At 67.1% G+C, this 25,351-nt stretch carries 21 protein-coding genes; 12 read left to right on the top strand and 9 right to left on the bottom strand.

Going from position 1 to position 25,351, the window contains the following annotated elements; translation table 11 throughout:
* Positions 1–266: 266 nt before the first annotated feature.
* The 3 genes from SCI24_RS09160 to SCI24_RS09170 all read left to right on the top strand — a co-directional run bounded on the left by SCI24_RS09160 (position 267) and on the right by SCI24_RS09170 (position 4,146).
* Positions 267–1,397 (top strand): phospholipase D-like domain-containing protein, encoded by a 1,131-nt coding sequence (locus tag SCI24_RS09160; protein WP_318725105.1) that lies wholly within the window; start codon positions 267–269, stop codon positions 1,395–1,397.
* Between the two features lie 594 nt (positions 1,398–1,991).
* Positions 1,992–3,071: a YncE family protein gene (locus tag SCI24_RS09165; RefSeq protein ID WP_318725106.1), complete on the top strand. Its 1,080-nt coding sequence runs from the start codon at positions 1,992–1,994 to the stop codon at positions 3,069–3,071.
* A gap of 352 nt (positions 3,072–3,423) precedes the next feature.
* Positions 3,424–4,146: a cytochrome c biogenesis CcdA family protein gene (locus SCI24_RS09170; protein ID WP_318725107.1), complete on the top strand. Its 723-nt coding sequence runs from the start codon at positions 3,424–3,426 to the stop codon at positions 4,144–4,146.
* Between the two features lie 36 nt (positions 4,147–4,182).
* Here SCI24_RS09170 and SCI24_RS09175 read toward each other — a convergent pair whose 3' ends face one another.
* The gene (locus SCI24_RS09175) at positions 4,183–4,353 is read right to left on the bottom strand and encodes a hypothetical protein (RefSeq protein WP_318725108.1); all 171 of its coding nucleotides are present in this window, start codon (positions 4,351–4,353) and stop codon (positions 4,183–4,185) included.
* 354 nt (positions 4,354–4,707) lie between these two features.
* Here SCI24_RS09175 and SCI24_RS09180 point away from each other — a divergent pair, with 354 nt between their 5' ends.
* The 7 genes from SCI24_RS09180 to SCI24_RS09210 all read left to right on the top strand — a co-directional run bounded on the left by SCI24_RS09180 (position 4,708) and on the right by SCI24_RS09210 (position 12,062).
* Positions 4,708–4,962: an SHOCT domain-containing protein gene (locus tag SCI24_RS09180; protein ID WP_318725109.1), complete on the top strand. Its 255-nt coding sequence runs from the start codon at positions 4,708–4,710 to the stop codon at positions 4,960–4,962.
* A gap of 90 nt (positions 4,963–5,052) precedes the next feature.
* Complete coding sequence (locus SCI24_RS09185; RefSeq protein ID WP_318725110.1) at positions 5,053–7,485, top strand: copper-translocating P-type ATPase; 2,433 nt, start codon at positions 5,053–5,055, stop codon at positions 7,483–7,485.
* Positions 7,486–7,487: 2 nt separating this feature from the next.
* Entirely contained in the window at positions 7,488–7,715 is a 228-nt protein-coding gene (locus SCI24_RS09190; protein WP_412929427.1) for a DUF2933 domain-containing protein, read from the top strand.
* On the top strand, positions 7,708–8,367 hold the full coding sequence (locus SCI24_RS09195) for an isoprenylcysteine carboxylmethyltransferase family protein (RefSeq protein WP_318725111.1): 660 nt from the start codon (positions 7,708–7,710) through the stop codon (positions 8,365–8,367). Before SCI24_RS09190 ends, SCI24_RS09195 begins: the two co-directional genes overlap by 8 nt.
* Positions 8,368–8,395: 28 nt before the next feature.
* A complete protein-coding gene (gene nhaA / locus SCI24_RS09200; protein WP_318725112.1) occupies positions 8,396–9,628 on the top strand; it encodes a Na+/H+ antiporter NhaA in 1,233 nt (410 codons plus the stop codon).
* A gap of 116 nt (positions 9,629–9,744) precedes the next feature.
* Positions 9,745–11,538: a DUF3141 domain-containing protein gene (locus tag SCI24_RS09205; protein WP_318725113.1), complete on the top strand. Its 1,794-nt coding sequence runs from the start codon at positions 9,745–9,747 to the stop codon at positions 11,536–11,538.
* A 65-nt stretch (positions 11,539–11,603) separates the two neighbouring features.
* Positions 11,604–12,062 carry an ATPase gene (locus tag SCI24_RS09210; RefSeq protein ID WP_318725114.1) on the top strand — a complete coding sequence of 153 codons (459 nt, stop codon included), beginning with the start codon at positions 11,604–11,606 and terminating at the stop codon, positions 12,060–12,062.
* 255 nt (positions 12,063–12,317) lie between these two features.
* Here SCI24_RS09210 and ppc read toward each other — a convergent pair whose 3' ends face one another.
* From ppc to cysM, 5 genes are read right to left on the bottom strand one after another with little or no spacing between them, the layout of a single operon-like run.
* Positions 12,318–14,966 (bottom strand): phosphoenolpyruvate carboxylase, encoded by a 2,649-nt coding sequence (gene ppc / locus SCI24_RS09215; protein ID WP_318725115.1) that lies wholly within the window; start codon positions 14,964–14,966, stop codon positions 12,318–12,320.
* Positions 14,963–15,862, bottom strand: coding sequence for a nucleoside triphosphate pyrophosphohydrolase (mazG, locus tag SCI24_RS09220; protein ID WP_318725116.1), 900 nt, complete (start codon positions 15,860–15,862; stop codon positions 14,963–14,965). Before mazG ends, ppc begins: the two co-directional genes overlap by 4 nt.
* Entirely contained in the window at positions 15,859–18,144 is a 2,286-nt protein-coding gene (gene relA / locus SCI24_RS09225) for a GTP diphosphokinase (RefSeq protein ID WP_318725117.1), read from the bottom strand. The genes mazG and relA overlap by 4 nt, the downstream gene beginning before the upstream one ends.
* The gene (locus tag SCI24_RS09230) at positions 18,137–19,576 is read right to left on the bottom strand and encodes a TRAM domain-containing protein (protein ID WP_318725118.1); all 1,440 of its coding nucleotides are present in this window, start codon (positions 19,574–19,576) and stop codon (positions 18,137–18,139) included. Before SCI24_RS09230 ends, relA begins: the two co-directional genes overlap by 8 nt.
* 2 nt (positions 19,577–19,578) lie before the next feature.
* Positions 19,579–20,475 (bottom strand): cysteine synthase CysM, encoded by an 897-nt coding sequence (gene cysM / locus SCI24_RS09235; RefSeq protein WP_318725119.1) that lies wholly within the window; start codon positions 20,473–20,475, stop codon positions 19,579–19,581.
* Positions 20,476–20,593: 118 nt separating this feature from the next.
* Between cysM and SCI24_RS09240 the strand changes: the two genes are divergently transcribed.
* Positions 20,594–22,585: an ATP-binding protein gene (locus SCI24_RS09240; protein WP_318725120.1), complete on the top strand. Its 1,992-nt coding sequence runs from the start codon at positions 20,594–20,596 to the stop codon at positions 22,583–22,585.
* Complete coding sequence (locus SCI24_RS09245; protein WP_318725121.1) at positions 22,504–23,322, top strand: response regulator; 819 nt, start codon at positions 22,504–22,506, stop codon at positions 23,320–23,322. The genes SCI24_RS09240 and SCI24_RS09245 overlap by 82 nt, the downstream gene beginning before the upstream one ends.
* On the opposite strand, the gene acpS is transcribed toward SCI24_RS09245, so the two are convergent.
* From acpS to recO, 3 genes are all read right to left on the bottom strand, one after another.
* On the bottom strand, positions 23,262–23,639 hold the full coding sequence (acpS, locus tag SCI24_RS09250) for a holo-ACP synthase (protein ID WP_318725122.1): 378 nt from the start codon (positions 23,637–23,639) through the stop codon (positions 23,262–23,264). The genes SCI24_RS09245 and acpS overlap by 61 nt on opposite strands.
* Positions 23,636–24,442: a pyridoxine 5'-phosphate synthase gene (gene pdxJ / locus SCI24_RS09255; protein ID WP_318725123.1), complete on the bottom strand. Its 807-nt coding sequence runs from the start codon at positions 24,440–24,442 to the stop codon at positions 23,636–23,638. Before pdxJ ends, acpS begins: the two co-directional genes overlap by 4 nt.
* 88 nt (positions 24,443–24,530) lie before the next feature.
* The gene (gene recO, locus SCI24_RS09260) at positions 24,531–25,247 is read right to left on the bottom strand and encodes a DNA repair protein RecO (protein WP_318725124.1); all 717 of its coding nucleotides are present in this window, start codon (positions 25,245–25,247) and stop codon (positions 24,531–24,533) included.
* Positions 25,248–25,351: the final 104 nt, after the last annotated feature.

Below are 25,351 nucleotides of genomic sequence, written 5' to 3' on the forward strand. Positions count from 1 at the left end.
TTGATTCTTGTGTAGTAGCTTGAATTATAACCGATTTTCAGCCGCTTTTTGCATGTCTGGTGCAATTTTCGGGCTAGCAGGTTCGCGTATTCGCCGGGCGAGTTGTCCGGCCCCCGGGGGTCCACTTCAATCTTCAGATCGCCACTACCGAACCAGAAGACCGGGCGGCGGGAATGTTCTCGGCGGCAACAGAATTCTTGACAACTATCGGTGTAGCCCGAGGCACGCTTTCCCAGTGCCGGCCTTCGGCCCAAGGAGTGACAGAAATGACGGTGCCGCAAGGGTCCATTAGAGCAGGCAGCAACAGTAGCGGCGTTTGCAACGCGGAGTGTGAAGATAACACCATCAGACTTTTCATTGAGGGAGACGCACTGTTCGATGCCATGCTTTCCGATTTTTCCTCGGCGCGGCGGCGGGTTTGGCTCGAATCCTACATCTTTGCCGATGACGCTATTGGGCGTGACTTCATGAAGACCCTCAGTGATTGCAGCCAGCGTGGTCTGGACGTACGGGTGAGGGTCGATGCATTGGGTTCGCATTTCGGCCTCCCGGGAGGTTCATCCCGCCGGTTGAAGGAGGCGGGCGTCAGATTCATATGGTGTCACCCCTGGCAGTGGCGCAAGCCCTGGTTGTTCCACCGGCGCAATCATCGCAAGCTTGCCATCGTCGACGACAACGTTGCCTATCTTGGTGGTTTCAACATTACGGAGCTCAACTCGCGGCAAGTGTTCGGGGACACCCGCTGGCGTGATACCCACTTCCGCATCGTTGGCCCCGTGGTTGACGATGCTCGTAGAGCATTTGAGTCTTTTGGAAAGGGAGATCTGAAGTGGCAGTGTGGTGGTAAGCATGGCGGGATAGAGCTGCTCACCAATCACGGCCATACCTGCCGTTATCGCCTGCGCTGCCATCTGAAAGACCGTTTCAAGGCTGCACGCAACCGGCTATGGCTGACCACGCCATATTTTCTTCCGGATGCGGGAACCCAGCGTGACTTGTGCCGCGCGGCATCGGATGGTGTCGATGTCAGAGTGCTGGTACCGGGAAAGAACGATGTGCCTTTTGTCCAGTGGGCCTCACGAGAGACCTATTCCAGGTTGCTGGCTTCAGGAATCCGGATATTCGAGTACCAGCCCCGTGTATTACACGCCAAGACTCTTATCGTGGACGACGACTGGAGTACGGTGGGGTCTGCCAACCTCGACTACCGAAGCCTGTTCATCAACTACGAACTCACTCTGGCGGTAGACTGCCAGTCACTGAACACCGCCCTGGCGACAATATTCGAGATTGACTTGAACGAGTCGATTGAGGTTCAGAGAGAACCTTGGTCGCGGCGGCCATTGAGCGCTCGAATGGCTGAATTCATCGGATGGAGTGCAAGGCATTGGCTATGATATCGACTCCAAACTTTAACGTCACAAGGATCGCGTAATGAAATTCAATCCTGCACCTGGTGCCCGGTAATACAGACTCGGCGTCGATCCCCACCCAGGACCTGGTATCCAGTGTGATCAACCCGACTTGTTCATGGGGAGCCGGGCGCCACGGCCGGAAGTCATACGAGTAATCACGAAAGTCGTGCTCGTAGAGCGGCTCCGGCAGGGTCATCACAGCACGCTGCAGGAACTTATCTCCGAAGGTCGGGATTCCCGATCGGCCTTGTCCCTTGGGAGTACAGGCGTTAGATATTTGCCCCTACGTCGCGAACGAAGGCGTCCCTCGTCTGGCCATCACTCCCGACGGCACCGTCACGGCTCGTTATACAAGTCACGTTTTTCAAATTCCTCACAGCGGTGACGGGGGCCATTCCCGTTGCGGGTTGCACGAGGAAGACACCGGGGGCGGAAGCCTCTGAATTGACACGCATCAAGCGCGCGGTCACGCCAGTGGTCTATGGTATACCCCACAAGCACCCCCATGACATTCCGACCACCTGCTGGTAGTCACCTGCGTCCCGCCGGGGCCTCAACATCCAGGAAATGCATCTAATGAAGAACTCTCTGCAGAGACCGTGGCTGGCTTATCTCATGGCCGGCGTCGCCCTGGGAGCCTCGACTGCCGTCATGGCGGCCAGCGACCGGGCATTCGTGCCGATGGGGACGGCAGATGCCGTGGGTATCATCGACCTGGATCGTCTGGAGGTGGTATCGACCGTGACCGATACGATCAACACGCACGGCTCCGCCCTCACGCCCGACGGCCAGCAACTCATCCTTGGCAGTCTCACCCCTCATGAGTCCGGTCGCGAGATCGCGCGCCCCGAAGGGGTGACGGAAGACGAGCACGCGGCCCATCATGGCAATGGCGGAACGGTCTCCCTGGAGGAAGCAAGTACCGGCCTGCTCTACGTCGCCGACACGGCCACGAGCCGCATCAGCAGGACCCTGGAGGTGCCGTCACCCGTGCACCATGTACTGGTCACACGCGATGGACGCCATGCCGTCTCGACCCATCCCACCGGCGGAGGCATCAGCGTGGTGTCGCTGGAAAGCGGCCAGGTGATAGCCTCCTTGCCCACGGGGCCCAACCCCAACTACCTGGTTCAGCAGGAAGCGGGGGGCCCGATACTGGTCAGCAATGCGGGTAACGGCACCATCAGCGAGGTCGATACTCAGCACTGGTTCGTGCAACGTAATATCCACGTCGGCGGAAGCCCGGAGCACATGGTGCTCTCGGAGGACGGGGCACGCCTATACCTCAACGATGTTGAGGGAGGGAGAGTCATGGCGGTGGATCTTCCGACCGGGCATGTGGCCGAAGAATACGAGATCGGCGCGGCACCTCACGGCATCGACCTGAGCCCGGATGGCCAGAGGCTCTATGCGACGAGTCAGGGCGAGAACCGCATCGTCAGGGTCTCCCTCGTGGACGGAACACGACATAGCGCTGAACTGTCTCCGGCCCCCTACCATCTCGCCGTGGCAGCCACCGATGGGCGGGTGCTAGTCACCAGCCGCACAGAACCCCACCTGTGGATCCTCGACCCGGATTCCCTCGAGGTACTGCGGACAGTGGAACTGGGGGGCATCGGTCATCAGATCTCTCTCGAGGTGTCGCGACCGAGGTGAAGATGACTGCCTGCCCTATGTGCCTCTCTCTCCAGCAGGCGTATGACCTTCCCTGCGCCGAGATGAATATTGACGAGTCCCGTCGTGAAGTGTTCGCCTTCCACGATCAGGACCTGGAGCGGTATCGTTATCGGGAAGGTAGTGACGAGCCCCCGAGGCAAGCCCTGGGTTCCAGCCGCTGCTGACGACGGAAGAACACGAGGCGATGCGGCTCGTCTCACAGGCCGATTGCGCCTGGGACCGCTAGGGACAGGGGCCGGACAGCAGGCGCTGCCTCACCGAACCAGACCGGCAACCCTGACGGTTGCCGGTCGATATCCTTCCACTTCATAGCATCCAGGTAGATTGCCCCGTGGACACGCTCTCCTCTATCGGCCTGATCGGCGCCCTCTTCGGCGGGCTGCTGTCATTCTTCTCGCCCTGCACCCTGCCCTTGCTGCCCGCCTATCTGTCGGTGGTCACCGGCGGCAGTGCCGGCAAGGCGGACCGGCGCTTCGAGGCGTTGCTGCTGAGCACCTTCTTCGTCTTCGGCTTCAGCGTGGTCTTCATCCTGATGGGCCTGGGTGTCACCAGCATTGGCCAGCTCCTGCGCGGCTATCGCCAGGAGCTCAACTGGATCACCGGTAGCATCGTCATCGTGCTCGGCCTTTTCATGACGGGCATGTTCCGGCTACCCGTCCTGCAGCGCAGCTTCCAGTGGTCACCCGAGCCGAGAGGGGGTTCCCCCATGACGGCGACCTTCTTCGGCATCTCCTTCGCCATCGGTTGGACGCCCTGCATCGGCCCGATCCTGGGGGCGATCCTGATGGCCACCTCGACCACTGCCAATGCACAGGCCGGCATGCTCTACCTGGCGACGTACTCCCTGGGCCTGGCCCTGCCCTTCCTGGCCAGCACCCTGCTGCTCAACAAGTTCAGCCACTACCGGGGCCGCCTCGGCAAGTGGAGTGCCTATGCGCGACCTGTCGCCGGCGTGATCCTGGTCCTCATGGGCTTGCTGATAGTCTCGGGGACGCTTACCCGGCTCTCCAGCATTCTGGTGGACTGGTTCCCGGCCCTGGCCACAATCGGTTGAGGGGCCAACCGAACCGCATAAGCAGCGTCTCCTTCGTCATTTCCACGGATCGCCGTCCACTGCCATGCCGTTCTCCTGTGCCTCCAGTGGCTGGTAGGACTGCACGTAGGGCGTACCCTCCTGCCAGCCGGACTCGATCGCCTTGTTCGGCGAAGGCGTGGTGCATTGACTGACGCTATCCTCGGCCGGCCTGTTGCCCGTGATCATGCTGGCCTATATCTGGCTGGCCCACCGCGAGGAACGGCAGATGCGGGCTCGGTTCGCTGACGCCTATCGCGCCTCTGAGCAGCGGGTACCGATGTTGATTCCTCGCTGGGGGCAGTGGCGGAAGCAAGCGGATACCTCACGCAATACTCCTCATGAGCCGGGGGATCATTGACATCCTGAATTCACACCTCAGCGCAAGCGTGCGGTGTTGATTCCATGCCACTGAAGATGTCGAAAGTTGACCGGGATCAAGAGCCGCAGGCTTTCACCTCTCTGTATCTTGACCCTTGGGTCACCCACAGGCCGTAGCCTGACAGCAGGGTAGGGGGATTCGACATGAAAGGAGATCCGACCATGTGGGGCGACATGATGGCGTATATGGGGAGTTACGGCTGGGGGCATATGCTCTTCGGCGGGCTCATGATGGTGTTGTTCTGGGGCGCCGTCATTGCCTTGGCCGTTCTCCTGGTCCGTCGTCTGACCCGGGACCGAAGCGAGGCCATGTCTCAACAGCGACCAACGGCCCTGGACCTTCTTCAAGAACGCTACGCCCGCGGCGAGATCGACCGCGAGGAGTACGAGCAACGCAGGCGCGATCTGCGACATTGACGACGCTGCATGGGCACCATGGCGTCCCTCGCTCACGGGAAGGAAGACCCTGAGATACCCCCAGTCAACGAAGGTAACGGAGACGACTTCATGACTCAGCAGCACATCAAGCGGCGTGAGCACTCGCATCACGGCAAGCTGAAGGAAGGCACGGATGCCGGCGCCATGAACGCCAGCGATCAAGGGTCTTCCCAGTACACCTGCCCGATGCATCCCGAGGTCGTCTCCGATCAGCCGGGGGATTGTCCGAAGTGCGGCATGCACCTCGTGCCAGTGGGAAGCGGCGACTCACAGACGCATGACGACCATGGCCATGGCGAGTGTCACGGGCATGCTACCGGCCATGCGGGAAGCGAACCGGTTCGCGGCGGCAAGTACGACAAGGTACCGGCAGGGCATGCCGGCGCCGTCTACACCTGCCCGATGCACCCCGAAGTGCGCCAGACCACTCCCGGTGCCTGCCCCCTGTGCGGTATGGGCCTGGAGCTGGAATCGGCGGCGGTCGGCGATGAAGGGCCGAATCCCGAGCTGGTCGATTTTACCCGACGTTTCTGGGTCGCGGCCCTGCTCACGCTTCCGGTCCTGATTCTGACGATGAGCCCCTACCTGGGCTTCGGGGCCATTCGCGACTTCTTCGGTGAACGCAACGCGATGTGGATCGAGCTGGTGCTCAGCACGCCGGTAATCCTGTGGTCCGGCTGGCCGTTCTTCGTGCGCGGTTGGAATTCCTTCCGCACCTGGAACCTCAACATGTTCAGCCTGATCGGCATGGGGGTCGGCGCGGCCTATCTCTTCTCGATCGTCGCGGTGCTGGTGCCCGGCATCTTCCCCGAGGGTTTCCGCCGGGAAGACGGCAGCGTCGGCGTCTATTTCGAGGCCGCGGCGGTGATCGTGACCCTGGTCCTGCTGGGCCAGGTGATGGAGCTGCGCGCGCGCGAGGGCACCGGCAAGGCGATTCGCGCACTGCTCGACATGGCCGCCAAGACCGCCCGGGTGATCCGGCCCGACGGCAGCGAAGAGGAGGTGCCGCTGGAAGACGTGCAGGTGGGCGATCACCTGCGCGTGCGGCCCGGCGACAAGGTGCCGGTGGACGGTGTGGTCGTCGAGGGTCGCTCCTCGATCGACGAGTCGATGATCTCCGGTGAGCCGGTCCCGGTGGAAAAGGTCCAAGGCGACAAGGTCACCGGGGCCACGATCAACGGCACGGGCAGCCTGGTCATGGAAGCTACTCGTGTCGGCGCCGACACCATGCTCAGCCAGATCGTCGAGATGGTGGCCGCCGCCCAGCGCTCACGCGCGCCGATCCAGAAATTCGCCGACAAGGTAGCAGGCACGTTCGTCCCCACGGTGATCGGTGTCGCCATTCTCTCTTTCATTGCCTGGGCGATCTGGGGCCCGGCGCCGGCGCTGTCCTATGCGCTGGTCTCGGCGGTCGCGGTGCTGATCATCGCCTGTCCCTGTGCACTGGGCCTGGCCACGCCGATGTCGATCATGACGGCCACCGGGCGCGGCGCCCAGTTGGGAGTCCTGATCAAGAATGCCGAGGCCCTGGAGCGTTTCGCCAAGGTCGATACGCTGATGGTCGACAAGACCGGCACGCTGACCGAAGGCAAGCCGAAGCTGGTGGCCGTACTGCCGGAGGATGGGCATGACGAGACCGAGGTGCTGCGCCTGGCGGCCAGCCTCGAGAAAGGCTCCGAGCACCCGCTGGCCGAGGCCATCGTCGCCGGCGCCGAGGAGCGCGGCGTATCCCTCGCCGATGCTACCGATTTCGAGGCCGTGACCGGCATGGGCGTCAAGGGGGTCGTGGACGGCCAGTCGGTGGCCCTCGGCAACGCCAAGCTGATGGCCGAACTGGGCCTCGACGGTGGACGGATTTCCGAAACCGCGAACGCCCGCCGCGATGAGGGCGAAACGGTAATGTTCGTCGTTCTCGATGGCCAGATCGCCGGCCTGGTCAGCGTGGCCGACCCGGTGAAGCAGACCACACCCGAGGCCCTGAAGGCACTGCACCGGCTGGGATTTCGCATCATCATGGCCACCGGCGATAACGAGCGTACCGCCCGTGCCGTCGCCGGCCGTCTGGGCATCGACGAGATCCGCGCCGACGTGCTGCCCGAAGACAAGGCGCGCATTATCCGTGAATTGCAGGAACAAGGCCGCAAGGTCGCCATGGCCGGCGACGGGGTGAACGACGCCCCCGCCCTGGCCCAGGCGGATGTCGGCATCGCCATGGGCACCGGGGCCGACGTGGCGATCGAAAGCGCCGGCTTCACGCTGGTCAAGGGCAACCTCGACGGAATCGTCCGGGCCCGCAAGCTGTCGCTGGCTACCATGCGCAACATCAAGCAGAACCTGTTCTTCGCCCTGGTCTACAACGGGGCCGGCGTACCGATCGCCGCCGGGATCCTCTATCCGTTCCTCGGCATCCTGATCGGGCCGATGTTCGCCGCCTTCGCGATGAGCGCCTCTTCGCTGTCGGTGGTGATGAATTCACTGCGCCTGCGCCGGGTGAGGATCTGATCATGAATGATGAAAAGGGGTGGTTGGACCGACGGCCGAGCAAGGGCACCTTCTGGCTCATGGTGGCGCTCGCCCTGGCGGTGATGGGCTTCCTGCTCTGGGAGGGGCACAAGGTGCACCTGCTCGGTGCCCTGCCCTGGCTGATCCTGCTCGCCTGTCCGCTGATGCATGTATTCATGCATGGCGGGCATGGCGGGCAGGGTGATCACAAGAGAGGACCTGATGAGTGATGACGTCCCCGCCTATGGCCTGTGGAGCCTGGTCATTCTCAACTCGGCGATCTTCATCTTCTTCGCGTTCAGCTTCTTCAAGCCGCAGACGCGCCGGGACTGGCGCTCGCTCGGGGTCTTCAGCGCCTTCCTGGTGGCGCTGTTCACGGAGATGTACGGTTTTCCGCTGACCCTCTACTTCCTCTCCGGCTGGCTGCAGTCACGCTACCCGGAAGTGGACTGGTTCAGCCACGATGCAGGGCACCTGCTGGAGATGCTGTTCGGCTGGCAGGCCAACCCCCACTTCGGGCCGTTCCATCTGCTGAGCATGGTGTTCATCGTTGCGGGGTTCGCCCTCATTGCCGCCGGCTGGCGGTCACTCTATGCCGCCCAGCGGCGGGGGGAGCTGGCCACTACCGGGCCCTATGCCCATGTGCGGCATCCCCAGTACGCCGGCTTCGTGCTGGTGATGGCCGGTTTCCTGCTGCAGTGGCCCACCCTGCTGACGCTGGTCATGTTCCCGGTATTGGTGTGGATGTACTCGCGACTGGCGATCCACGAAGAGCGCGAGGTGGCACGTCGGTTCGATCAAACCTGGCAGGCGTATGCGGCCCGCACGCCACGCTTCGTTCCGCGCCTGCGGGTGGCGGGTCCGAGTGGTTGGCGCCTGTAAGGACCATCTCCGGGAGGTGACAACCACGATGACCACACTGGCACGGCAGGGGGCCGAAGAGCGCGCGGCGGGCCTGGTGACCGTCGGCGCCATGCTCGCGGCATTGATACTCGCCAACTCGCCACTGCGCGACGTCTACCAACTGGTGCACCATACGCCCGTGTCGGTGCAGATCGGCACCCTGGGCATCGACAAGCCGTTGATCCTGTGGATCAACGACGGGCTGATGGTGTTCTTCTTCCTGCTGATGGGCGTCGAACTCAAGCGCGAGATGCTCGGCGGCTTGCTGGGCTCGACCCGGCAGGTGGCGCTGCCGGCGATCGCGGCGACCGGTGGCATGCTGCTGCCGGCGTTGGTCTACCTGATCGTCAACGGTACCGAGGGGATCGCCGCCCATGGCTGGGCCGTGCCCACCGCCACCGACATCGTGCTGGCGCTGGCGGTGTTGTCACTGTTCGGCGAGCGCGTGCCGCCCGCGCTGCGGGTGTTCCTGATGGCCCTGGCGGTCTTCGACGATCTCGGCGCCATCGCGATCATCGCGCTGTTCTATACCGAGCGCCTCGCCGGGGAGGCATTGTTGATTGCCGGTATGACGCTTGCCGGATTCGTCCTCCTCAATCGCTTCCAGGTCACGCGCGCCATGCCCTATGTGCTGCTGGGGCTGGTGCTGTGGGTAGCGGTACTCGAGTCCGGGGTCCATGCCACCCTGGCCGGCGTCGCCATCGCCCTGGCCATCCCAGCCCGAACACGGGATGGCCTGCAGGAGGGCTCGCCCCTGGCTCGCACTTACCACGACCTGCGGCGCTGGGTCACCTTCGGGGTCGTCCCGGTGTTCGCCTTCTTCAACGCAGGCATCGTGATGCCAGTAGCAGGTACTGGCTTCGGCGACGTTTTTCTCGGGGTGGCCCTCGGCCTCTTGCTGGGCAAGCAGTTGGGTGTCTTCTCACTCGCCTGGCTGGCGATTCGGCTGCGCCTCGCCCGGCTTCCCGCGGGTGTTGGGTGGTGCCATCTGTACGGGGTGGCCGTGCTGGCCGGGATCGGTTTCACCATGAGCCTGTTCATCGCCGGGCTCGCCTTCGATACGCCGGCGGCTTTGACCGCGGCCCGCCAGGGTGTGCTGGCCGCCTCGGGTATCGCGGCGTTGATCGGCGCTGCGGTGCTGGCGGTGACGTTGCCCCGGCAACCTAGGATGAAAACCAGAGATGCCGGGCAACCGCCCCACTCGGCGGCCCCGCCATCCGAATCCAGACGGCGATCATGAAACGCCGGAGCTTCCTCGTCGGCGCGACCATGGTCGTCGCCTCCTGTCCGATACCCGGATCGAGATCGGCGTCGATCCCGAACCATCGACATCCTGACCACAAGGGGTAACGCTCCATGACCGCCAAGACATCGACTGCCAAGGCTCCCTCGACTCGCCATGCCCCGAGCAAGCGCCAAACTACCGCCCCGCAAGAGGCCACGTATCAGGGGAGTCCACCCAGCCCCCAACCGGTCACCGCCCTGAGCCCCCCAGCAGCGGAGCTGCTCACCTATCAGCTCGACCTGTGGCAACGCGGCGTGCACTACCTGGACACCCTGCGTGAGCGCGCGGACAACATGCTCGAACACGAGCGAGCCGGCAAGCCTCCGCTGCTCGACTTCGACTACGAGACGATCCTCGATGGTCGCCGGCTGGAGCGCCCCGCCAACTATGCCCTGCTGCGGGTCACACGCGTGGGGGATGACTGCCTGGAGGACTGCCTCGATGCCAGCAAGCCGCCGGTGATGATCGTCGACCCGCGTGCCGGCCACGGCCCGGGCATCGGCGGCTTCAAGCGCGACTCCGAGGTGGGCATGGCGCTCCACGAGGGGCACCCGGTGTACTTCGTGATCTTCTTCCCCGAGCCCGTCCCCGGGCAGACGCTGGAGGACGTGTTGCACGTCCTGCGCCGCTTCGTCGAAACAGTGGCCGAGCGGCACCCCGGCCAGCCGCCGGTGCTCTACGGCAATTGCCAGGCGGGCTGGGCCATCGCACTGCTCTCCGCTGACTGCGAGGGCCTGGTGGGGCCGACGGTGCTCAACGGCTCGCCGCTCTCCTACTGGTCGGGTGAATCCGGCGTCAATCCCATGCGGCTGGCCGGCGGATTGATGGGCGGCGCCTGGCTGATTCACCTGTTGGCGGACCTGGGCGGCGGGCGTTTCGACGGCGCCTATCTGGCCAGTAACTTCGAATCGCTGAAGCCAGCCAATACCCTGTGGCAGAAGGATTATCAGTTGTTCGCCGACATCGACGGCCAGCGCGAACGCTTTCTTGACTTCGAGCGCTGGTGGACGGGTTTCTACTCGCTGAGCAAGGAAGAGATCACCGCCATCGTCGAGAACCTCTTCATCGGCAACCAGCTCGAACGCGGGGAGTTAAAGGTTTGTCCCGGCTTCACCGTCGATCTCCGGCGTATCCGCAATCCATTGGTGATCTTCGCCTCCAGCGGTGACAACATCAGCCCGCCTCATCAGGCTCTCAACTGGATCCCCGCGGTCTACCCGAGCACGGAGGCTCTCAAGGCCGCCGACCAGCGCATCGTCTACCTGCTCAATCCCCATGTGGGGCACCTGGGCATCTTCGTCTCCTCCAAGGTCGCGCGCCTCGAGCACCGGGCCATCCTCGAGAGCGTCGGCGAGCTGAACGACCTGGCGCCTGGCCTCTACGAGATGCGCATCGATAACCCCACCGGCGACCCCGACTGTCACAAGCCCCAGTTCCAGGTGCATTTCGAGGAACGCCGCGTGGAGGACCTGGATTACCCCTCTCAGGCACCGGCGTTCGATCGGGTGCGCGCCCTCTCCGAGCACAACGTGGCCCTCTACGAGACCTTCGTCGGGCCCTGGGTGCGGTTTTACACCACCCCCTGGTCAGCCGAGGTGCTGCGTCAACTGCATCCGGCGCGGACCAGCCGGCTGATGTACTCGGAACGCTTCTCCCCCTGGATGACCGGTGTGAAGTGGCTGGCCGAGATGGTAGAGACCGCACCGGCGCCGATCGATAGTGACACCCCCTATCGGCAATGGGAGACGCTGTTGAGCGACTCTATCGCCTCGACGCTGGAGCTTGCCGGCACGACCCGCGACAGCATGTACGAGATGGGGTTTCGCAGCCTCTACGGCGGGGGATGGTGGAGCGAGAACGAGTGACCCAGTCGAAGCCGACCGGTTTACAGCCAATACCTATAGAGCAACCCACGAATGGAGAGCAATAAATGAAGATCGAGACCTTTCATGACCTGATCGACTGGACGCGCCAGCTGCATGCCCAGTTGGCTGAGTGCTTCAGACACTGTGCCACCCGGCAGGAGGAGGCACGGGCCAAATCACTGCTGGAGTATCTCGCCGATCACGAGGCGGTCCTGGAGCACACCGTGGCCAGCTTCGAGAAGCAGGCCGATCCCAAGGCCCTAAACACCTGGGTCTACGACTATCTGTCGCATGCGCCCATCAAACCCCATCAGGCGTGCAATTTGCCCTATGCCGAGATGGGCTTCGAAGACATCAGCCGGGAAGTCTTCTCGCTGCACGATCAGGTCATCGCGCTATACCGCTACCTGGAAGGACGCGCCGAGATCCCCGAGACCCGCGATCTCGTTCGCGAACTCTTGAAGCTGGAGGAACACGAGGCGATGCGCCTGTCCCAGCAGATCAACCGGGCCCGGAACCTGTAGCCAAGCGAAGGACAAGGACCGTCTCCCGCTCCCAGAACAGTTTGCCGATAGCCTGGCCGAGTGGGCACGCGACAACGTGTGCGTCCCCCCGAGGCGGCCACGTTCGAGTCGCAGCCCGGCCTATCTTCTCGTCGAACAGAGCATCGACCTGATGCCGGTGAACGATGGCATCGAAAGCGCCGAATATCAGGGCCCGTCGACACCATAGAGGGGTATCAGTCTTACAGCGCCTCGCGAAGCCAGGCGCTGCCGGAATCAGCCGGTGTTGCGCAGCCCGGCGGCGATTCCCGCCATGGTCACCATCAGCGCGCGGGAGAGGTCGGCGCTGATCGCCCCGTCGGCGTCGCGGTTACGCTGCAGGAGCTCCGCCTGCAGGCCGTGCAGCGGATCGATGTAGGGGTTGCGCACCTCGATGGCCTGGCGGATCAGCGGCGTCTTCTCCAGCAGCTCCTGCTGGTCGAGCACCTCCAGCAGCGCCGCGTGGAGACGACCGAAGCGGGTACGCAGCCGCTCCCCGAGCGCCTTGAGGGCCGGCTCGTCGACCAGCCGGTGCTCGTAGTAGGCGGCGATGCCCACGTCGGCCTTGGCCAGCAGCATCTCCAGCATGTCCAGGTAGGTCCCGAAGAAGGGCCACTGGTCCCGCATCTCGCGCAGCACCTCGAGACCGCCCTCCTCCTCCAGCCGCTGGCTGAAGGCCTCGCCGCTGCCGAGCCAGGCCGGCAGCATGAGGCGGATCTGGGTCCAGGCGAAGATCCAGGGGATCGCCCTCAGGGTCTCCACGCCACCGTCCTGGCGGCGCTTGGTGGGACGCGAGCCCAGCGGCAGCCGCCCGAGCGCGCCTTCCGGGGTCACCGCGCGGAAGTAGGGGACGAAATCGGGATCCTCGCGCACCACCCCCACATAGGCGCCGTGGGCCACCTCGGCCAGGCGGTCCATCTCCTCGCGCCATTCCGGCCGGGGTGCCGGCGGCGGCAGCAGGCTCGCCTCGAGGACCGCACAGGCGTAGATCTCCATGGAACGCAGGGCGATCTCCGGCTGGCCGAACTTGAAGCGAATCATCTCGCCCTGCTCGGTCACCCGCAGGCTGCCGTTCACCGAGCCCGGGGGCTGGGAGAGGATGGCCGCGTGGGCGGGCCCGCCGCCGCGGCCCACGGTGCCACCGCGGCCATGGAAGAGCGTGAGGTCGACCCCGTGGCGGTCGCAGACCTCGACCAGCGTCTCCTGGGCCCGGTATTGCGCCCAGGCCGCGGCCAGCTGGCCGGCGTCCTTGGCGGAGTCCGAATAACCGATCATCACCTCCTGGCTGTCGCCGGCCAGGGCACGATACCCCGGCAGCGCCAGCAGGTGGTCGATCACCTCGCCGGCGTGGTCGAGGTCGTCGAGGGTCTCGAACAGCGGCGCGATGGGCAGGCTGACCGTGCCGCCCACCTCCTTCATCAGCAGCGCCACCGCCAGCACGTCGGAGGGCTCCCCGGCCATGGAGATGATGTAGGTCCCCAGCGCCTCGCGATGCTCGGAGGCGATCACCCGGAAGGTGTCGATGACCTCGCGGGACTCGGCGGAACACTCCCAGCGCCGCGGGATCAGCGGACGCCGCGAGGCGAGTTCGGTGAGCAGGAACTCCTGGCGCTCGGCCTCGCTCCAGTCGCGATAGTGGCCGAGCCCCAGGCCATGGGTGAGCTCCTCCATCACCTGGGCGTGGCGACTGGCCTCCTGGCGCAGGTCGAGCTTGGTCAGGGTCACCCCGAACACCGCCACGCGCCGCAGGGTGTCGAGCAGCACGCCGTTGGCGATGGTGTCGAGCCCCACGTCACACAACGAGCGATAGCAGGCCAGCAGGGGGGCATAGAGCTGGTCGCGGGTCTCGATGATGGGGCCGCCCTCGTAGCTGCGCCCGTCGAGCTCGGCCTTGGCCCAGTCGCGGGTCGCCTCGACCCTCGCCAGCAGGCGCTTGATCAGTTCGCGGTAGGGTTCGGCGACGTCCCCCACCTCGGCCTTGAGCGCGCTATTGGCCTTCCACATGGAGAGCTCGGCCTTGAGCTGCTCCAGGTCGCGCAGGTAGAGGTCCGCCGCCATCCAGCGGCCCAGCAGAAGCACCTCACGGGTCACCTTCGCGGTGACGTTGGGGTTGCCGTCGCGATCGCCGCCCATCCAGGAGGCGAAGCGGATCGGCGCGGCATCCAGCGGCAGGCGCTCGCCGGCGGTCTCCAGCAGCAGGTTGTCCAGGTCGCGGTGGAAGTCGGGGACCGCCTGCCACAGGGAGTTCTCGATCACCGCGAAGCCCCACTTGGCCTCGTCCACCGGGGTCGGCCGCTCGTGGCGGATCTCGTCGGTGTGCCAGGCCTGGCTGATCAGTTCCTCCAGGCGGCCCTGGGCCCGCGCCCCGCGCTCCGGGTAGTCCGCGGAGGACTCGATGGCCGTGAGGCAGTCGTCGATGGCGTCATACTTCTGTATCAGGGTGCGGCGAATGACCTCGGTGGGATGCGCGGTGAGCACCAGCTCGACGCGCATGCCGGAGAGGGTCTCCACCAGCTTGCGCGGCGAGTGGCCCTCGCCCCGCGCCCGCTCGAGCAGCTCGGAGAGCACCGGCTGGGAACCGGGCTTGTAGTCCTCGACCCGGCGGAAGCGCGCCCGATAGTGCTGCTCGGCGATGTTGGCCAGGTTGAGGAACTGGTTGAAGGCCCGGGTCACCGGCAGCAGGTCGCGGTCGGGCAGCTTGCGCAGGTACTCGATGAGCGCGCGCTGGCTGCCGTCCTCGCCCTGGCGACCGCGCTTGGCGAAGCTGCGGATGGTCTCGATGCGGTCGACGAAGCCCGGGCCCAGGTCATCGGCGATGGTGCGGCCCAGGCTGTCGCCCAGGATACGGACATTGTCGCGCAGCGATTCGTGCAGGTCGTGGCTCATGGCCGGGACTCTCCTTGCGGCGGTTCCTGAACGGGGGGATCGAGCTGCTTGGCGGCCTGCCAGTGCCGCTCCATGGCCGCCAGGCCGGCCTCCTCCAGCGGCAACTCGGCGCTGGCCAGGGCCGCTTCGACGTGGCGGAAGCGCCGCTCGAACTTGGCATTGGTGGCGCGCAGGCACTGCTCGGGATCGGCCTTGAGCGTGCGCGCCAGGTTGGTCACCGCGAACAGCAGGTCGCCCACCTCCTCGGCGGCATGGGCGCGGTCCCCCTCGGCCAGGGCCTGCTCCACCTCGTCGAGCTCCTCGCGGATCTTGGCCAGCACGCCGCGGGCATCCGGCCAGTCGAAGCCCACCCGGGCGGCGCGCTTGGAGAGCTTGGCGGCCCGGGAGAGCGCCGGCAGGGTCCGGGGGACGTCGTCCAGCACCGAGGCCGCGGTACTGTCGCCCGTGTCACCCGGGGGTGTGTCGCTTGCCCGCGCGGCACGCTCCTCGGCCTTCAGCGACTCCCAACGGGAGTGGACCTGTCGGGTCTCGATGTCCTCGGCGCTGACCCCGGGCGGGCGGCGCGAGGCCAGGGTGCCGTCGGGGAAGACGTGGGGATGGCGGCGCAGCATCTTGGCGGTGAGGACATGCACCACCTCGTGGAAGTCGAAGCGCCCCTCCTCGGCCCCGAACTGGCTGTAGTAGACCACCTGGAAGAGCAGGTCGCCGAGCTCGCCGGGCAGCTCGTCCCAGGCCCGCCGCTCGATGGCGTCGGCGACCTCGTAGGCCTCCTCGAGGGTATGGGGCACGATGGAGTCCCAGTCCTGCTTCACATCCCACGGGCAGCCCAGTTCGGGGTCGCGCAGCACGGCCATCAGCGTGAGCAGGTCGTCCAAGTCATGGCGGGGCTGGCTCATGTCATCCTCCTCCTGCGCTTGCCCGACTTTCCCTGGCCACCCCCGCTGCGCAGCCGTCGCACCTCGATGACGTTGGGCAGCTGCTGGATGCGCGAGAAGAGGCGCCCCAGGGTCTCCAGGCCGTCGACCTCGACGGTGATGGACATGCGCGCGATGCCGTCCTCGGTATCGGTGAGGGTGTTCACCGAGAGGACGTTGACGCGGTCGTTGCTGAGCACGCTGGTGACATCGCGCAGCAGGCCGGAGCGGTCCCAGGCCTGGATCTCGATGTCCACCGGGTACTGGGTACGGGCACGCTCGCCCCACTCCACCTCGATGATGCGCTGGGGCTCGTCCAGGCGCAGCTGGAGGATGTTGGGGCAGTCCTGGCGGTGCACGGTGACGCCGCGCCCCTGGGTGATGAAGCCGACGATGGCGTCGCCGGGGACCGGATGGCAGCAGTTGGCCATGCTGGTCTTGAGGTTGCCCACCCCGAGCACCGTGATGTCGCTGCCGCTGCCCTTGCCCGGGACCTTGCGGGGCTTGGCCAGCAGGCGGTCGAGCTGTTCCTGGTCGTCGCTCTCGCCGAACAGCTGCTGGGCCTGGTGGAGCACCTGGCCGATGCGCAGGTCCCCCGCGCCCAGGGCGGCATACATGTCGTCCGGGGTCGGGTAGTTGACCTTGTTGGCCAGGCGGGTCAGGTCCATGTCCTCGACGTCGAGACGCTTCATCTCGCGCTCGAACAGCGCCCGGCCCTCCTCGAGGTTGCGGTCGCGGGCCTGCAGCTTGAACCAGGCCTGGATCTTGGCCCGCGCCCGGGAGGTGCGCACATAGCCCAGGTTGGGGTTGAGCCAGTCGCGGCTCGGCCCGCCCTTGCTGGCGGTGAGGATCTCCACCTGCTGGCCGGTCTTGAGCCGGTAGGTGAGCGGCACGATGCGGCCGTTGACCTTGGCCCCCCGGCAGCGATGACCCACCTCGGTGTGCACCCGGTAGGCAAAGTCGATGGGCGTGGCGACCCGGGGCAGGTCGATGACGTGGCCGTCCGGGGTGAAGACGTAGATGCGGTCCGGGGCCACGTCGCTGGTCAGCCCCTCGCGCAGGTCGCCGAAGTCGCCCACCTCCTCGTGCCACTCCAGCACCTGGCGCAGCCAGGCGATCTTCTCCTCGTAGCTGGCACTGCGCGCGCTGGTGTCGTGTCCCTTGTAGCGCCAGTGGGCGCAGACCCCGAGTTCGGCCTCCTCGTGCATGGCGAAGGTGCGGATCTGGATCTCGAGGACCTTGTTCTCGGGGCCGAGCACCGCGGTGTGCAGCGACTGGTAGCCGTTCTTCTTGGGGTTGGCGATGTAGTCGTCGAACTCGTTGGGGACGTGATGCCAGCGCGAGTGGACGATGCCCAGCACCGTGTAGCAGTCGGTTACCTCGGGCACCAGGATGCGCACCGCGCGGATGTCGTGGACCTGGGAGAAGTCGATGCGCTTGCGCTTCATCTTCCGCCAGATCGAGTAGATGTGCTTGGCGCGACCGTCGACCTGGTAGCGGCTGATCCCCTGGGCCGTCATCAGCGACTTGAGGGTCTGAACCACCTCGCTGATGTAGCGGTCACGGTCCAGGCGCTTCTCCGCGAGCTGGCGGGCGATGGCCTTGTACTCCGCCTCGTGCAGGTAGCGGAAGGAGAGGTCCTCGAGCTCCCACTTGAGCTGGCCGATGCCCAGGCGATGGGCCAGGGGGGCATAGATGTCGAACACCTCGCGGGCCACCTGCAGTCGCTTCTCGCGCGGGGCATCGCGCACCTGGCGCAGGGCGCAGGTGCGCTCGGCGATCTTGATCAGGGCGACGCGGACGTCGTCGATCAGGTTGACCAGCATCTTGCGCAGGTTGTCCTGCTGGTCATGCTGGCTCAGGCCCTGGCTGGGGGCCTGGAAGGTGCTGATGGCGGCCATCTGCAGCACGCCGTCGATGAGGCCGGCGACCTCGTGGCCGAAACGCTTCTCGACCTCCTCGAGGCCGATCAGCTTCTCGCGGACGGCCCGATAGAGCACCGCGGCCTCCAGTGCCGGCTGGTCGAGCTTGAGCTCGCCCAGGATGTCGGCCATCTCCAGGCCCATGCGGAAGCTCGAGCCATCCTTCAGCCAGGCCTTGTGGGGGCGGTCGGAGGCCAGCTCCAGCTGCTGAGCCAGCTCGCAGGTACGGCGCATCTCGTCGACGTCGCGCAGCTTGACGTCATCCTGCAGGCGCGTGAGCCACTGGTCGATATCGACCCTTCCGTCCCCGGTCAGCGGCTGCTCTTCACGCACTTTAACCATCGTTTGTCGCTCCTTGGGCCTGCCGCCCCGAGCCGGGATACTCGAACAGCAGCATGGATTCCAGGTGTGAGGTGTGCACGAACATGTCCGCCACGGCCGCATGCCGGATGCGATAGCCACCATGCACAAGGTGTGCCGCATCCCGGGCCAGGGTGGCCGGGTCACAGGAGATGTAGAGCAGCCGCGGCACAGGATGTTCCACCAGTGCCCGGCTCGCCGCCTCGGCCCCTTCCCGGGGCGGGTCCAGTACCACCACCTCGGGACCGACCTCCTGGAGCAGCTCGCGCACGGCCGTCGGTTCGGAGAGGTCAGCCTGGCGTGCCTCGAGGACCAGGCTGCGTCTCGGTGAATTGGCACAGGCATTGTCGCCGAGCCGCGCGACCATCGCCGGGTTGCCCTCCACCGCCGTCACCCGGGCACCGGCGGCGGCAAGCGGCAGGCTGAAGTTGCCCACGCCGGCGAACAGGTCCAGCACCCGCTCGCCTCCGGCCAACGGGGAGAGCCAGGCGAGTGCCGTGCTCACCATCAGGCCATTGACCTCGGCATTGGCCTGCAGGAAGTCCCCGGGGGCAACGCCCAGGGTGAGCACCCCGTCGGGCCCCGGGACCCGGCAGCTGAGCGCCGGTACGGGGGTCAGCCAGTCGAGTTCTGCCGCCTCGCGGCCCAGCCAGCGGGCCAGGTGAACGCCATGAGTCCTGGCGAAGGCCTGCCAGCGTCGGGCGTCCCCGGGATGGTCACGCAGCTGGCGCACGACCACCAGGGCGCCCTGGTCGCTCTCGAGCAGTTCGAGATGCCCTACCTGGCGCGGCGCCTCGAGCTCCGCCAGCAACTGGTGCAGCGGCACCAGCAGGGCGTCTAGGGCCGGCACCAGCACGGTGCAGGCCTCGATGTCGATCAGGCGGTGGGAGTGGCGCGCACGAAAACCCAGGTGGACGCCGCCGTCGGCATCCACCTTGACGCCCAGGCGGGCGCGACGGCGGTAGCCCTCCCCCGCGCCGGCGAGCAGCGCCGGCGACGCGGCCAGGGCGATGCCCTGGCGCCCCAGCAGCTCTTCCAGTACCGCCTGCTTGTGGCGGCGCTGCGCCGGCAGGGCGAGGTGCTGCAGGTCGCAGCCGCCGCAGCGCCCGAAGTGGGGACAGGGGGGCGCGACGCGCGCCGCCGAGGCCACCAGCAGCTCCCGCACATGGGCCTCGTCGAAGCGCTTGCGAGTGCGATGGACGGCGACCCTCACCCGCTCGCCCGGGAGGGCGCCCTCGACGAACACCGTCTTGCCCCGGGCGGTGCGCGCCACCCCGCGCCCGTCATGGGCCAGTCCACGGATCTCCAGGGCGTCCTGCTCCCCGGTGGCCTCGTGCGGCTCTGCCTGGCGACCCTCAAGCCCCGAGCCCCCCGACGAGGCACGCCCGGGGCGACGCTTGCCCAGCATGGCCATGCTCAGCGCTCCGGAGCGAACAGGCCGGTGGAGAGGTAGCGGTCGCCGCGGTCGCAGACGATGAAGACGATCACCGCGTTCTCGACCTCGGCAGCGATCCGCAGTGCCCCGGCGAGCGCCCCGCCGGACGACACGCCGGAGAGAATGCCCTCTTCCCGGGCCAGGCGACGCATGTGCTCCTCAGCCTCCTGCTGGCCGATATCCAGTACCCGGTCGACGCGGCTGGCGTCGAAGATGCTCGGCAGGTACTCCGGCGGCCAGCGGCGGATGCCGGCAATGCTGGCGCCATCCTCGGGCTGCAGGCCGATGATCTGCACCTCGGGGTTGCGCTCCTTGAGGTAGCGCGACACGCCCATGATGGTGCCGGTGGTGCCCATGGAGCTGATGAAGTGGGTGATGGTGCCGCCGGTCTGCTCCCAGAGTTCCGGGCCGGTGGTACGGTAGTGCGCCAGGGGGTTGTCCGGGTTGGCGAACTGGTTCAGCGGCTTGCCGTCCCCGCGGGCGACCATCGTCTCGGCCAGGTCACGGGCCTCCTCCATGCCCCCGGCCTTGCTCACCTCGACCAGCTCGGCGCCGTAGGCGGCCATGGCCTGCTTGCGCTCGGCGGAGGCACTCTCGGGCATGATCAGCACCATGCGATAGCCCATGATGGCGGCCGCCATGGCCAGGGCGATCCCGGTGTTGCCGGAGGTCGCCTCGACCAGGGTGTCGCCGGGCGAGATCTCGCCGCGCGCCTCGGCCTCCTGGAGCATGGAGAGGGCCGGCCGGTCCTTGACCGACCCGGCGGGATTGTTGCCCTCCAGCTTGGCCAGCAGGGTATTGCCGCGCCCGGCGGTGATGCGCTTGAGACGGACCAGCGGCGTGTGGCCGACGGTCTCCTCGAGAGTGGGGAAATGCATGTAACCTTCCTGATGGAAACGCCTTTTCGGCATTATATCCCTGCGACCGCACACTGGACAGGCATCTGCCCGGCCTGTGGCATACTGGATGCCGATTCACCGCCCGACGAGCGTGCCGATGTCCCTCAAGACCCGACTGATGGTGATGATCCTCGGCCTCCCCCTGCTGCTGCTGACCCTGCTGGTCGGCGCGGCCCTGGCCCTCGAGGATCGCCAGCGCCATGCGGTGCTGCGTGACCAGCTGACCCACGGCGCCGAGCTGGTCGTGCCGGCCCTGGGCGAGGCCCTGGCGACGCAGGACGAGCGGGCCCTGACGCGCCTGACCGACGGCCTGCTGGCGCTGCCCCACGTCCAGGGGCTGAGCCTGCAGGATGGCCAGGGCGCGCCCCTGCTGGAGCGCGGCAGGATCCATGACCTGCCGGCGCCGACCGACCCCGACGGCCTGCGCCTGCTGGAACGCGAGCGCCGCTGGCTGCTGCAGGCCTCCCTGCCCGATGGCGCGCCGATGCCGGCCTGGCTGGTGCTGGACATCGACACCACTCCCCTGCTGCTGACCCACTACCGCCATCTGGCCAGCGCCGGCCTGGCGCTGATGCTCGCCGGCCTGCTGCTGTTCCTGGCAGCCTATGCCACCATTCGGCGGCTGAGCCAGCCACTGGAGGATGCCGGCCGCGCCCTGGACCGCCTGGCCCTCGGGGTGGTGCCCGAGCGGCTGGCCATCCCCCCGGCACCGGAACTGGCCGGGCTGGCCCGAGGGGTCAACGACCTGGCCGACCACCTCGAGACGGCCCGGGAGGAGATGCAGGCCCAGATCGAGCAGGCCACCGACGAGCTCCAGGAGTCCATGGAGACCATCGAGGTCCAGAACATCGAGCTTGACCTCGCCCACCGCCGGGCCCTGGAGGCCAACCGGGTCAAGTCGGAGTTCCTGGCCAACATGAGCCACGAGATCCGCACCCCCCTCAACGGCATCGTCGGCTTCTGTCGGCTGCTGGGCCGCTCGCGGCTGGAGCCGCGCCAGCGGGAATGGCTGGACCAGGTGCAGCGGGCCTGCGACAACCTGCTGATGCTGGTCAACGACGTCCTGGACTTCTCCAAGCTGGAGGCCGGCCGGGTGGAGCTCGAGAGGCTGCCGCTGGACATGGTCGGCCTGGTCGACGAGGTGCTCGGCCTGCAGGCCCCGCTGGCCCAGCAGAAGGGGTTGCAGCTGCTCGGGCTGGTCTACGACGACGTACCGGCCAACCTCGAGGGCGACCCGCTGCGGATCCGCCAGGTGCTCACCAACCTGGTCAACAACGCCCTCAAGTTCACCGACCGGGGCGAGGTGATCGTGAGGGTCATGCTGGAAGAGGCCGAGGCCAGCCGGGTGGTCCTGCGCGTCAGCATCAGCGACACCGGCATGGGCCTGACCGACGAGGCCCGTCGACGCCTGTTCCAGGCCTTCCAGCAGGCCGACATCAGCCATCCGAGGGAGTACGGTGGCACCGGCCTGGGGCTGGCCATCTGCCGCCAGCTGGTCGAGCAGATGGGCGGCGAGATCGACGCCGAGAGCGAGCCCGGCAAGGGCTCGACCTTCTCCTTCACCCTGCCGCTCTCGGGCAGCGCGGAGAGCGAGCGCGCCCCGGAGCTCAGCCTGGACGGGGAGGTCATCGTCATCGAGGAGCTCCACCCGCCCACGCGTCGCGCCCTCACGCACCTGCTGACCCGCTGGGGGGCCCGGGTCACCACCCCGGCAACCGCCGGGAGCGGAGCCGCGGCCTCGCTGGTCGTCGCGGGGCTGGGCCACGAGGACCTCGACGAGGCGCGCCTGACGGGCTGGCGGCGTCGGCTGGACGGGCTGGGCTGCCCCGCCCTGCTGCTGGTCAACGCCAGCCCCCCGACCTGCCGGCCCTCCCCCTGCCCCATGGCGGCGAGGTGCTGGGCAAGCCGGTCTCACGCTCGGCCCTGGCCGACGCGGTGCTCCGCCAGTTGGCGGGGACGCCCCGGGCCCTGCCCTTGCCCGCGCCGCGCCGGCCGACGGCGGCGCCGGTGCGGCTGCTGGTCGTCGATGACAACGCGTCCAACCGGCTGCTGCTGGGCGAGCTGCTGGCCGGCCCCGGCCTCACGGTGACCCAGGCGGCAAGCGGGGAGGAAGCCCTGGCACTGGCGCATGACCGGGACTTCGACATGGTGCTGATGGACATCCGCATGGCGGGCATGGACGGCGTGGAGACGACCCGGGCCCTGCGACGACTCGGCGGTGCCTGGCGGCGGGTGCCGATCATCGCCGTCACCGCCCATGTACAGGGCGAGCAGCACCGGGTGCTGCGCGAGGGCGGGCTCGACGACGTGCTGATCAAGCCGCTGCAGCCGCAACACCTTACGCGGCTGCTGGAGAAGCACCTGGGCATCGTCCTGCCGCCGCGGGAGGCAGAGAGCGGGCCGTCGGCACCCGACCCCACTCCGGGGCAAGAGGACCAGGAACTGGCGGTGGTGGACCTGGAGCTGGGCGCCCGTCTGGCCGGCGGACGCGAGCCCCTCGCCCGGGAACTGCTGGAGACGCTGGCCGACTCCCTGGCACACAGCGAGCGCGCCATCCGCGACGCCGTCGCCGGTGACGACGAGGTGGCCCTGCTAGACGCCCTGCACGCCCTCAACGGCGCCTGCCGCTATTGCGGCACGCCACGGCTGGGGCTGCTGGCGGAGACCCTGGAGACCCGCCTGCGCTCGCGGGGCCTGTCCGCCGTGGAGCCGCTGCTGCCCGACCTCTATGCCGCCATGGGCGAGCTGCGCGCCTGGCAGGCGGCTCACCCCTCGAGCACCACGAAGGCCATCGCCAGCGCATCCTCGTCGGAGAGCGACAGGTGAACCGACCTGACACCGGCCGCCTCGGCCAGCTCATGGGCCTTGCCGGAGAGTAGCAGTGACGGGCGCCCCAGCGGATCGTTGACCACCTGGATCTCCGTCCAGCGCATGCCCCTGCGCAGGCCGGTCCCCAGCGCCTTGACGAAGGCCTCCTTGGCGGCGAACCGCTTGGCCAGGAAGGCCGCGGGCAGCCCATGGTCACGGAACCGCTCTCGCTCCCGCTCACCGAGCAGCCGCCGCGCGAAGCGCTCGCCATGCCTTTCCATGGCTCGCTCGAAACGGGCCACCCGGGCGATGTCGGTACCGATCCCAATGATCATCGGCAGCAGCCAGCCTCCTCGTCATGATCATGATCGTGGTCGTGCTCCTCGAGGGCGGCCACGAAGCCCGCCTCCTGCCCGGCGATGGCCAGCCGCTTCATCTCGGCCACGGCCTCCTTGAGGCCGACGAAGAGCGCCCGGGCGATGATGGCATGACCGATATTGAGCTCATGGAGCCCGGGCAGCGCGGCGATCGCCTCGACGTTGTGGTAGTTGAGGCCGTGGCCGGCATTCACGGTGAGGCCCAGCTCATGGGCCATCTCGGCGGCGGCGGCGAGTCGGGCATGCTCGCGACGGGCGGCCTCGCCCGTGACCTCGGCGTAGGCACCGGTGTGCAGCTCGATCACCGGCGCGCCGGCCCTGGCGGCGGCCTCGATCTGGGCAGGCTCGGGATCGATGAACAGCGAGACCTCGCAGCCGGCCGCGGCGAGGCGCCGGCAGGCCGCGGCGATGGCCTCGAAGCTCCCCGCCACGTCGAGCCCGCCCTCGGTGGTCAGCTCCTCGCGCTTCTCGGGCACCAGGCAGACATGGGCCGGGCCCAGCGCCTCCGCCAGGGCGATCATCTCCTCGGTGACCGCCATCTCCAGGTTCATGCGAGTATTGAGCAACTCGGCCAGCAGGCGCACGTCGCGCTCCTGGATATGGCGACGGTCCTCACGCAGGTGCACGGTGATGCCATCGGCGCCGGCCTCCTCGGCGAGCAGGGCCGCCTGGACCGGGTCCGGGTAGCGGGTGCCACGGGCCTGGCGCAGGGTGGCGATATGGTCGATGTTGACGCCAAGCAGGATACGGGGGGGATGCATGGAAGATCTCCAGGGGACGAGGATCAAGGAATCAAGGAAGAAGGGTAAGCGCCAAGCGGCCAAGCGGCCAAGCGGCAAATCAAGGCTCTCAGGGCTGCTGCCTGGCTTCCTCGTGGTCTCGACGGCGCTGGGCAAGCTGGCGCATCAGCTCGCGGGAGCGCAGCGGACGGCTGCCGAGCAACGGTGCCAGCGCTGCCCGGGTGAGCGCCTTGGCAGGACCGGCGAGCCCGGGTTCGGCCCAGTCACCGCTGGCCAGCAGGCGCAGGGTGCGCCCGTCGATGCCGCCCTCGCCGGCCACGAAGGCCCGTGAGGCCGGATCCAGCACGTAGCGACGCTGGGGGTCGAGCTCGCCCCCCTCGGGGTCGGTGAAGCGCGGCCAGGCGTCCAGCACCTCGAGCGCCGCCGCCTCGAGCCGACGCAGTGAACCGGCGCGTCCCTCCGGCCTGGGCAGCACCTCGAGCATGGCGGTGTAGAAGGCGAAGACCTCGGGGACCGGCAGCTCCACCGGCAGTACCCGCGTCAGCAACTCGTTGGCATAGAGGCCACAGAGGAGCCCCTCGCCGGCGAGCAGGGCCGCACTGCCGCGCCCCTCCATCAGCCGCAGGCGCTTGAGCTCGCCCTCGCCGACCCAGGTGACATGCAGCGGGGCGAAGGGCTGCAGCCGGCCACGCGAACGCGACCCGGGGCGCTGTACGCCCTGGGCCACGGCCCTGACGCGCCCGTGGTGCAGGGTCAGCAGCTCCACCAGGGCGCTGGTCTCGCGGTAGGGGCGCTTGTGGAGCAGGAATGCCGGTTCGGGGGTCATAGGGCCTTCGGCCAGAAGCAAGGAGCAAGGAGCAAGGAGCAAGGAGCAAGGAGCAAGGAGCAAGGAGCAAGGAGCAAGGAGCAAGGAGCAAGGCAGAATGATTT

The organism is Halomonas sp. (assembly GCF_033549285.1).
GTDB lineage: Bacteria > Pseudomonadota > Gammaproteobacteria > Pseudomonadales > Halomonadaceae > Halomonas.

Coding starts and splice junctions, on each gene's coding strand:
- SCI24_RS09205 (WP_318725113.1), top strand. CDS start 9,745: ATGACCGCCAAGACATCGACTGCCAAGGCTCCCTCGACTCGCCATGCC.
- acpS (WP_318725122.1), bottom strand. CDS start 23,639: ATGATCATTGGGATCGGTACCGACATCGCCCGGGTGGCCCGTTTCGAG.
- mazG (WP_318725116.1), bottom strand. CDS start 15,862: ATGAGCCAGCCCCGCCATGACTTGGACGACCTGCTCACGCTGATGGCC.
- SCI24_RS09175 (WP_318725108.1), bottom strand. CDS start 4,353: ATGATCACGGGCAACAGGCCGGCCGAGGATAGCGTCAGTCAATGCACC.
- SCI24_RS09210 (WP_318725114.1), top strand. CDS start 11,604: ATGAAGATCGAGACCTTTCATGACCTGATCGACTGGACGCGCCAGCTG.
- SCI24_RS09180 (WP_318725109.1), top strand. CDS start 4,708: ATGTGGGGCGACATGATGGCGTATATGGGGAGTTACGGCTGGGGGCAT.
- SCI24_RS09190 (WP_412929427.1), top strand. CDS start 7,488: ATGAATGATGAAAAGGGGTGGTTGGACCGACGGCCGAGCAAGGGCACC.
- nhaA (WP_318725112.1), top strand. CDS start 8,396: ATGACCACACTGGCACGGCAGGGGGCCGAAGAGCGCGCGGCGGGCCTG.
- ppc (WP_318725115.1), bottom strand. CDS start 14,966: ATGAGCCACGACCTGCACGAATCGCTGCGCGACAATGTCCGTATCCTG.
- SCI24_RS09160 (WP_318725105.1), top strand. CDS start 267: ATGACGGTGCCGCAAGGGTCCATTAGAGCAGGCAGCAACAGTAGCGGC.
- SCI24_RS09165 (WP_318725106.1), top strand. CDS start 1,992: ATGAAGAACTCTCTGCAGAGACCGTGGCTGGCTTATCTCATGGCCGGC.
- pdxJ (WP_318725123.1), bottom strand. CDS start 24,442: ATGCATCCCCCCCGTATCCTGCTTGGCGTCAACATCGACCATATCGCC.
- relA (WP_318725117.1), bottom strand. CDS start 18,144: ATGGTTAAAGTGCGTGAAGAGCAGCCGCTGACCGGGGACGGAAGGGTC.
- SCI24_RS09195 (WP_318725111.1), top strand. CDS start 7,708: ATGAGTGATGACGTCCCCGCCTATGGCCTGTGGAGCCTGGTCATTCTC.
- recO (WP_318725124.1), bottom strand. CDS start 25,247: ATGACCCCCGAACCGGCATTCCTGCTCCACAAGCGCCCCTACCGCGAG.
- SCI24_RS09230 (WP_318725118.1), bottom strand. CDS start 19,576: ATGGCCATGCTGGGCAAGCGTCGCCCCGGGCGTGCCTCGTCGGGGGGC.
- cysM (WP_318725119.1), bottom strand. CDS start 20,475: ATGCATTTCCCCACTCTCGAGGAGACCGTCGGCCACACGCCGCTGGTC.
- SCI24_RS09240 (WP_318725120.1), top strand. CDS start 20,594: ATGTCCCTCAAGACCCGACTGATGGTGATGATCCTCGGCCTCCCCCTG.
- SCI24_RS09185 (WP_318725110.1), top strand. CDS start 5,053: ATGACTCAGCAGCACATCAAGCGGCGTGAGCACTCGCATCACGGCAAG.